The sequence below is a fragment of the Amycolatopsis circi genome (assembly GCF_003385235.1).
In the GTDB taxonomy this organism is placed as follows: Bacteria; Actinomycetota; Actinomycetes; order Mycobacteriales; family Pseudonocardiaceae; genus Amycolatopsis; species Amycolatopsis circi.
In genome coordinates this window covers 20,289-27,814 of record NZ_PQIA01000133.1, presented here as the reverse complement: position 1 = coordinate 27,814, position 7,526 = coordinate 20,289, and the positions used below count along the sequence as shown (strand labels likewise).

The 7,526-nt window shown below is 69.1% G+C and carries 8 protein-coding genes; 5 read left to right on the top strand and 3 right to left on the bottom strand.

Annotation, left to right across the window (positions count from 1 at the left end; genetic code table 11):
- Nucleotides 1-527 (bottom strand): YcnI family copper-binding membrane protein (locus D0D37_RS37695; RefSeq protein WP_116205361.1); only part of this gene is annotated, 527 nt, incomplete at its 3' end.
- A gap of 114 nt (nucleotides 528-641) precedes the next feature.
- A complete protein-coding gene (locus D0D37_RS37690; protein WP_116205360.1) occupies nucleotides 642-1,187 on the bottom strand; it encodes a hypothetical protein in 546 nt (181 codons plus the stop codon).
- A 280-nt stretch (nucleotides 1,188-1,467) separates the two neighbouring features.
- Here D0D37_RS37690 and D0D37_RS37685 point away from each other — a divergent pair, with 280 nt between their 5' ends.
- The 4 genes from D0D37_RS37685 to D0D37_RS37670 are packed head-to-tail and all read left to right on the top strand — an operon-like array spanning nucleotide 1,468 to nucleotide 5,048.
- Nucleotides 1,468-2,115 (top strand): ABC transporter permease, encoded by a 648-nt coding sequence (locus D0D37_RS37685; protein ID WP_037806896.1) that lies wholly within the window; start codon nucleotides 1,468-1,470, stop codon nucleotides 2,113-2,115.
- Nucleotides 2,102-3,301 carry an ABC transporter ATP-binding protein gene (locus D0D37_RS37680; protein WP_208720336.1) on the top strand — a complete coding sequence of 400 codons (1,200 nt, stop codon included), beginning with the start codon at nucleotides 2,102-2,104 and terminating at the stop codon, nucleotides 3,299-3,301. The genes D0D37_RS37685 and D0D37_RS37680 overlap by 14 nt, the downstream gene beginning before the upstream one ends.
- Entirely contained in the window at nucleotides 3,298-4,077 is a 780-nt protein-coding gene (locus tag D0D37_RS37675) for an ABC transporter permease (RefSeq protein WP_116205359.1), read from the top strand. The genes D0D37_RS37680 and D0D37_RS37675 overlap by 4 nt, the downstream gene beginning before the upstream one ends.
- Nucleotides 4,077-5,048: a glycine betaine ABC transporter substrate-binding protein gene (locus D0D37_RS37670; protein ID WP_116205358.1), complete on the top strand. Its 972-nt coding sequence runs from the start codon at nucleotides 4,077-4,079 to the stop codon at nucleotides 5,046-5,048. The genes D0D37_RS37675 and D0D37_RS37670 overlap by 1 nt, the downstream gene beginning before the upstream one ends.
- A gap of 91 nt (nucleotides 5,049-5,139) precedes the next feature.
- Here D0D37_RS37670 and D0D37_RS37665 read toward each other — a convergent pair whose 3' ends face one another.
- The gene (locus tag D0D37_RS37665; RefSeq protein ID WP_116205357.1) at nucleotides 5,140-5,619 is read right to left on the bottom strand and encodes a DUF6474 family protein; all 480 of its coding nucleotides are present in this window, start codon (nucleotides 5,617-5,619) and stop codon (nucleotides 5,140-5,142) included.
- Nucleotides 5,620-5,725: 106 nt separating this feature from the next.
- Between D0D37_RS37665 and D0D37_RS37660 the strand changes: the two genes are divergently transcribed.
- Nucleotides 5,726-7,372 carry a TM0106 family RecB-like putative nuclease gene (locus tag D0D37_RS37660; protein WP_162834666.1) on the top strand — a complete coding sequence of 549 codons (1,647 nt, stop codon included), beginning with the start codon at nucleotides 5,726-5,728 and terminating at the stop codon, nucleotides 7,370-7,372.
- Nucleotides 7,373-7,526 lie beyond the last annotated feature (154 nt).

Here is a 7,526-nt window from a genome sequence, read left to right as displayed (position 1 = left end):
CCGCCCCGACCATCAAACTCGCCGCCGGGCGGGGTGGGCTGGTTCCAGTCCACCACTTTGCCACCCTCGTACGTCTGGATGGCGGGGAACTCGAGCTGGTCGACGTTGGAGGGCAGCGGGCCGCCGCTGATCTCGAACTCCTGGAACTCGCCCTGGCTGATCTTCGTGCCGGGTTGCGCGGTCCAGACGACCTTGGTGACGGCCTCGGTGATCTTGGTGCCGGACGCGGTCGTCACCGGCTGGCTCAGCGGCGACTTGGTGACCTCGGCCGCCCAGCCCGGGATCGGCTTGGTGCTCACGCTGCCGATGCCGTACTCCGGCTTGACGTCGACCTCGACCTTGATGGTGCCGAGCTTCGCGTCCTCGTTGGGGACCCGGAAGAAGATGGCGCCGTAACCGCCCTTGGTCGCGGCCTTGCCGTAGACGTTGGCGGTCACGTGCGCGGACGCGATGCCGGCACCGAGCAGACCGGTGGCGGCGACGGTCGCGGCGAGCACGCCGGCGCGACGGAAGACATGGTGGGACACAACTGCTCCTGAACAGGGAAGGGCCGGCGGAGGCGGAGCCTGCGCCGGTAAGGGGGGAAGGGTGGTCGTGAGTGGCAATCACGGTTAGAACCGGGATTAACACGCACGAGGGGTTCAGGAGCCCCCAGGCGGCCCGCGCCGCCCTCGTACGCGCCGCAACTCGACGCTCAGCACCCGCACCGCCCGCTCGGGCCGCGGCCGCACCACCCCGCTCGCCGCCACCGGAACCGGCAGCGGCCGGATCAGCAGCGGAAGAATCACCCGCACCACGCGCAGCACCGCGAGCAGCATCGCGTCCGCCCGCGCCAGCACCAGTGCGGTGAGCAGGGTCGCGACGGCGTGCGCCGCGGCCATCGCCCAGCCGTTCGGCGCGGGAGCCGCACCACGCGGGTCGTGCTCGCCGAGCGTCGTCAGCACCAGGTGCATGACGAGTTGTCCGCCACCGAGCACGGCGACCGTGGCGAGCGGGCCGCGGGCCCGGTCGGCGAGTGCGGTGGCGGTCCAGCCGAGCAGGCCGGTCAGCAGCAGGGTGAGCGCGGGATCCGGCAGTCCGCCGTCGGCGGCCGCGTGCGCGGTGACGGCGAGTGACGCTGAACTCAGAGCGAGCAGCCCGCCACGGACAGCGGCGAGTGCGCCGCGATGCCGGGCCGGGGTGCTCATTCGGGCAGCTTAACGGCACTCCGGTGGGTGACTGAAGCGTCTCGAATGGTGAGCACCTGCGGAAAACGTCGAGGTAGGCGGGTCTCGATCCGGTAAAAACCATCCGGTGGGGCCCGTCGCTTCGGTTGCCGACCCCAGGCTGATGCGAAACGGTGGGTAGTCACAACCGAGAAGTGGGGGTTTCGACCGTATCCGTTCCGGGTAGTCACCCTGCCGATTGATGGGCTACTCCGAACGGGTGACGTCCGGGGCTCGCAAGCTGGCGGGAGAACGAATACGGATGAACCTCTTCGAGTACATCTCGGACCGGTGGGGAAGGCTGCTGCTCCAGGCGTGGCTGCACACCAGCATGGTGGTGCAGTGCACGATCCTCGCCGCGATCCTGGGCGTGCTGATCGGCATCGCCGTCTACCGCAGCCCCATCGGCTCCGCAGTCGCCACGGCACTGGCCAGCACGATCCTCACCGTCCCGTCGTTCGCCCTGCTGGGTCTGCTGATCCCGCTCTCGGGCCTCGGCTCGACCACCGCGGTGATCGCGCTGGTGCTGTACGGCCTGCTGCCCATCGTCCGCAACACGATCGTCGGCCTCGACGCGGTCGACCCGGCGATCACCGACGCCGCCCGCGGCATCGGGATGAGCCGGCTCTCCGTGCTCACCCGGGTCGAGCTGCGGCTGGCCTGGCCGGCGATCCTCACCGGCATGCGGGTCGCCACGCAGATGCTCATGGGCATCGCGGTGATCGCGGCCTACGCCAAGGGCCCCGGCCTCGGCGCGGAGGTCTTCTCCGGCCTCACCAACGCCGGGAGCACGAACTCCCTCAACCAGGCCCTCACCGGCACCGTCGGCGTGGTCATCCTCGCGCTGGTGCTCGACGGCATCTACGTCCTGATCAAGCGATTCACCATTTCTAGGGGTGTCCGTGGCTGAGCACACTGCGACCGAAGAAGAAAACGTCTCCGGCGTCGAGATCGAACTGGACCACGTCACCAAGCGCTACTCCGGCACCCGCGCCCCCGCGGTCGACGACTTCTCGATGGTCGTGCCCGCCGGCAAGATCGTGGTGTTCGTCGGCCCGTCGGGCTGCGGCAAGACCACCACGATGCGGATGATCAACCGCTTGATCGAGCCGTCGTCCGGCCGGATCACCATCGGCGGGCAGGACGCGCTGAAGCTCGACGTGGACACCCTGCGCCGCCAGATCGGCTACGCGATCCAGCAGGCCGGGCTCTTCCCGCACTTCACCGTCTCGCAGAACATCGCCGTCGTGCCCGGCCTGCTCGGCTGGGACAAGAAGAAGGTGACCGCGCGGGTCGAGGAGATGATGGACCTGGTCGGGCTCGACCCGGCCGATTTCCGCGACCGCTACCCGCGCCAGCTTTCCGGCGGGCAGCAGCAGCGCGTCGGCGTGGCCCGCGCGCTCGCCGCCGACCCGCCGGTGCTGCTGATGGACGAGCCGTTCGGCGCGGTCGACCCGATCACCCGCGGCAACCTGCAGGACGAACTGCTGCGGCTGCAGACCGACCTGAAGAAGACGATCGTCTTCGTCACGCACGACTTCGACGAGGCCGTCAAGCTCGGCGACCGGATCGCGGTGCTCGGCAACCAGTCGAAGATCCTGCAGTACGACACGCCGGAGTCGATCCTGGCGAACCCGGCGGACGACACGGTCGCCGGTTTCGTGGGCGCCGGCGCTTCGCTCAAGCAGCTGACCCTGCTGCGCGTGCGCGACGTCGAACTGCAGCAGGACGCGCTCACCACGACGATCGACGAATCGCCTGCCGACGTGCGGGAGAAGCTGAGCAAATCGCGCAAGCCGTTCGCGCTGGTGCTCGACCAGCGGCGGCGGCCGATCCGCTGGGTGCACGTGCGCGAGCTGACCAACGCCACCTCGCTGGGTTCGGTCGGCAAGCCGCTGCGCGACATCGTGAGCCTCCAGTCGACGCTGCAGGACGCGCTCGAGGCGATGCTCGCCGAGGGCGGTTCGGTGCCGGTCACCGGCGCGCGCGGCGAATACGCGGGCACGATCAAGCTGGACACGGTCATCGCGACGATCCAGCAGCTGCGCGACGAGCACGCCGACGACCACGTCGACGAGGACGGGGCCACGGCATGACCGCTGCCGTCGATACCGGATTCAGCACCGAGTCAGGCTCCCGTCGCGCGGAACGCGTCCGGCTGTTCGCCCAGCCCGTCGTGGTCGTGCTGATCGTCGCGGCGACGCTCATCTGGGTGTTCGCCAGCGGGCTCACCGCGACCGAGAAGGAAACGCTCAACGCGGAGTCGCTGCTCACCGCGCTGCGCGACCACTTGGCGATGACCGTCGTGGTCACCGCGATCGTGGTGCTGGTGGCGGTGCCGCTGGGCATCATCGTGACCCGGCCGTGGGCGAAATGGCTCGCGCCGATCTTTCTGGCGGTCGCGAACATCGGACAGGCCGCGCCCGCGCTGGGCGTGCTGGTGCTGTGGTTCATCTTCACCGGCGCGGTCGGCGGGCTCTGGGTCGCGGCGCTGCCGCTGGCGTTCTATTCGCTGCTCCCGGTGCTGCGCAACACGATGGTCGGCATCCAGCAGGTGGACCCGTCGCTGATCGACGCCGGGCGTGGCATCGGGATGTCCGCGCAGAAGGTGCTGTGGCGGGTGGAAGTCCCGCTCGCCGTCCCGCTGATCCTGGCCGGCCTGCGCACGTCGCTCGTGCTGGCGGTCGGCACCGCGACGTTCGGCATGTTCGTCAACGCGGGCGGGTTCGGGCTCCTGATCGACACCGGCTACAAGCTCAACCTGACCAAGGTGCTGATCACCGGTTCGGTGCTGGCCGTCGCGCTGGCGCTGCTGGTGGACTGGCTGGGCGCGGTCGCCGAGCAGTACTTCGGACCGAAGGGACTGCGCTGATGAACGTCCTGAAAAAGGCGGGCGCGCTGGTCGGCGCCGCCCTGCTCGCCGGAACGCTCTCGGCGTGCGGGCTCGACGTCAACACCGCGATCCCGTTCAAGATCGAACCGGGCTCGATCCGGCCGATCCCGTCGCTCGAAGGCCAGCGGGTGGTCGTCGGGTCGAAGGACTTCACCGAGAACATCATCCTCGGCTACATGGCCGAAATGGCGCTGAGCGCGGCGGGCGCGGACGTCATCGACCTCACCGACATCAAGGGGTCGAACTCGTCCCGGCAGGCGCTGCTCAATGGGCAGACCGACGTGACCTGGGAGTACACCGGCACCGGCTGGATCAACTACCAGGGCAACGAGCTGCCGGTTCCGGGCGGGGAGAAGGCGCAGTACGAGGCCACGGCGAAGGCCGACGCGGAGAAGTACGGCGTCACCTGGCTGAACTACTCGCCGCTCAACGACCAGTACGCGTTCGCCACCACCGAGGCGTACGCGGCGAAGAACAACCTCAAGTCCACCTCGGACCTGGCGAAATTCCTCACCTCGCATCCGGACCAGAACCGGTTCTGCCTGGAGACGGAGTTCACCAGCCGCCAGGACGGGTTCCCGGCGGCGGTCAAGGCGTACGGGTTCAAGAACCCGAAGATCGAGAACTTCGGGATCGGCACCATTTATTCGGCGGTGGCCAACGGCACCTGCCCGGTCGGCGAGGTCTTCACCACCGACGGCCGGATCTCCGGGCTGAACCTGCGCGTGCTCGAGGACGACAAGAAGGCGTTCCCGCAGTACAACGCCGCGGCGACGCTGCGCACCGAGTTCCTGAACCAGCACCCGGAGATCCGCGGTCCGCTGGAGAAGGTGGCGGCGGCGATCGACAACAAGCAGATGGTCGAGCTGTGCAAGAAGGTCGACGTGGACGGCAATGACGCCGGCACCGTCGCGCACGACTGGATGCTGCAAAAGGGCTTCATCAAGTAGCGCCCGAGGTCAAGTAGCACCCGAGGGCCGTGAAGGGCTCCTTGAGGGAATCAGATTCCCTCAAGGAGCCCTTCACGGCTTTTCAGCGGCTTCAGATGCCCAAGCGGTGCAGCAGCTGTTCTTCCAGCCGTTCGAGTTCGCCGGTCACCGCGCGGTGCGCGGCCTTGCGCCGAGCCGCGGGCATGCGCTCGGCGGCACGCACCGTGGCCGACAGCTGCTCCAGCGTCGACTGCGTCTCGGTGGCGAACTTCTGGTCCGCGTCGGTCGCCTTCGCCGACTTCTTCAGCTCGCCGAGGCCCTGCACCAGACCCGCGATCCGGGCGTGCAGCGCCGCGCCGCGGCCGGTGTACTCGCCGAGCTGGTCGACGGCGACGCCCAGCTTGCGGGCCTGGTAGCGGTCGTATGCCTCCCGCGCCGCGCCCGCCGCGCGGACCGCGTACGGCGCGAGCACCGGCAGCACCGCCGGTCCGAGCACCTTGGCCACCGCGACCGCGTTCTTCGCCTTCTTCGGGGTGATCCGGGCTTCACCCTCGTCCTGCTTGGCCTTGTCCTGCTTGGCCTTGCGCGCCATGGCCGTTACCTCCCACGCCTTCTCCGGATGAACTTACTGGTCCCCGACGTGACGGGCATGTCGGCTCGCGCGGGGAATGTCGTACCCACGATCTATTGTGATCGCTATGGGAGACGAGGTGTTGCTCGACGCGGGAGCAGTGAGCCGTTGCCGCCGCCGGGTGCACCTGGAACACGACCCGGCGATGCGCGACGTGCCGCTGCCGCCGCCGGATCCGACGGCGCAGCAGCGCATCGACGACGCGACCGCGCACCGCGAGGAAATCCTCGAACAGCTGGTCGCGGCCTCGGGGCCGGACGCCACCTGGGCGCGAGTGCCGCGCACCGCGCCCGCGGGTGAGCGGGTGCGGCGCACCGAGCAGGCGTTCGCCGATGCCGCGCAGTACATCTGGGGCGCGCTGCTGCCCGCCGATCCGGTCGGGCACCGGCGCGGCGGGATCGACCTGCTCGTGCGCGTCGGCGAGGGATACGTGCCGGTGCTGGTGGTCCGGCACCGGATCACCGACCGCGGCCAGGGTGCGCCCACTACCGCGATGACGGAGCTGGACCCGGCGCGTCGTTCACCGGACGAGCTGCGCAAGGTGCGTTCGCAGCCGCGGGACCAGCTGCGGCTCGCGCACCTGCGGCGGATGCTGGAGTCGCGCGACCTGGCGGCCAGCGGACCCGCGGTCGGCGGCGTGATCGGCCTCGACGCCGATGTCGTCGTGTGGCACGACCTCACCGCGGGCACGTGGCCGGGCGGCCGCAGCGCGCTGGACGAGTACGACTCGCGGTTCGAGGACCGGCTCGCGGTGGCGACCGCGGCCGCCACCGGCGCCGAAGCGCTGGCTGCGCCTTCCCGGGTGCTGGAGTGTCGGCGGTGTCCCTTCTGGGCCACCTGCGAGGTCGTGCTCACCGAAACCCGGGACGTGAGCCTGGTGGTGCGCGGGGAGGACGCGGGAGAACTGCGTCGGGTCGGGGTGTCCACTGTGGACAAGCTGGCCGCACTGGACCCGGCTGCCGAGATGCCGCCGATGAACTGGACGGGCGGCACGTTCTCCGACGCGATCATGCTGGCCAGGGCTTGGCTGGCGGATCTGACGGTGGTGCGTCGCACACCGCGGGTCGAGGTGCCGCGCGCGGACGTCGAGGTCGACGTGGACATGGAGAGTTTCGGCGACGCTGGCGCTTACCTGTGGGGAACGCTGCTGTCCGGAGCGGACATCGGGGTGCCGCAGGGGTACCGGGCGTTCGCGACCTGGGAGCCGTTGCCGACGGTGGACGAGGCGCGGTCGTTCGCGGAGTTTTGGGCTTGGTTCACCGATGTTCGTTCGCGGACTCTTGCTGCCGGGCTGACTTTCCGGGCGTATTGCTACAACGCGCTCGCGGAGAACCGGTGGCTGTTCGGGTCGGTGGATCGGTTCGGGGAGTATTCCGGGGTGCCGGAGAAGCGGGCTGTGCAGTCCTTTGTGGACTCTGACGAGTGGGTGGATCTGTTTCGCAGCGTGACGGATCAGTTCTTGTGCTCGCGGGGCAAGGGGTTGAAGGTGATCGCGCCGGTGGCCGGGTTCGCTTGGCGGGATCCGGAGGCTGGCGGCGAGGCGTCGATGCGGTGGTATCGGGACGCGGTCGGGATGGATGGCGCGGTTCCCGATGACGGGCAGCGGGAGCGATTGCTGCGGTACAACGAGGACGATGTGTTGGCTACTAAGGCTTTGCGGGAGTGGATGAGCGGGCGGGCTCAGGGCGAGGTTCCGTATATGTTGGATATCTGACTCTGGTGCTGACTCTGGTGCTGGTGCGCCGGTAGCGGTGCGGTGTGGGGCCACCACCCCTCAGCCTGATTGTGACTACGGGCGGCGGGTGCTTGTCAAGGCGGGAAAGATGCCTTGACAAGCACCCGCCGCCCGTGTTTTTGGCTTCGTATCG

Excerpts from the sequence above, each read along its gene's own strand:
- D0D37_RS37690 (WP_116205360.1), bottom strand. The coding sequence starts at position 1,187 with ATGAGCACCCCGGCCCGGCATCGCGGCGCACTCGCCGCTGTCCGTGGC.
- D0D37_RS37685 (WP_037806896.1), top strand. The coding sequence starts at position 1,468 with ATGAACCTCTTCGAGTACATCTCGGACCGGTGGGGAAGGCTGCTGCTC.
- D0D37_RS37675 (WP_116205359.1), top strand. The coding sequence starts at position 3,298 with ATGACCGCTGCCGTCGATACCGGATTCAGCACCGAGTCAGGCTCCCGT.
- D0D37_RS37670 (WP_116205358.1), top strand. The coding sequence starts at position 4,077 with ATGAACGTCCTGAAAAAGGCGGGCGCGCTGGTCGGCGCCGCCCTGCTC.
- D0D37_RS37665 (WP_116205357.1), bottom strand. The coding sequence starts at position 5,619 with ATGGCGCGCAAGGCCAAGCAGGACAAGGCCAAGCAGGACGAGGGTGAA.
- D0D37_RS37660 (WP_162834666.1), top strand. The coding sequence starts at position 5,726 with ATGGGAGACGAGGTGTTGCTCGACGCGGGAGCAGTGAGCCGTTGCCGC.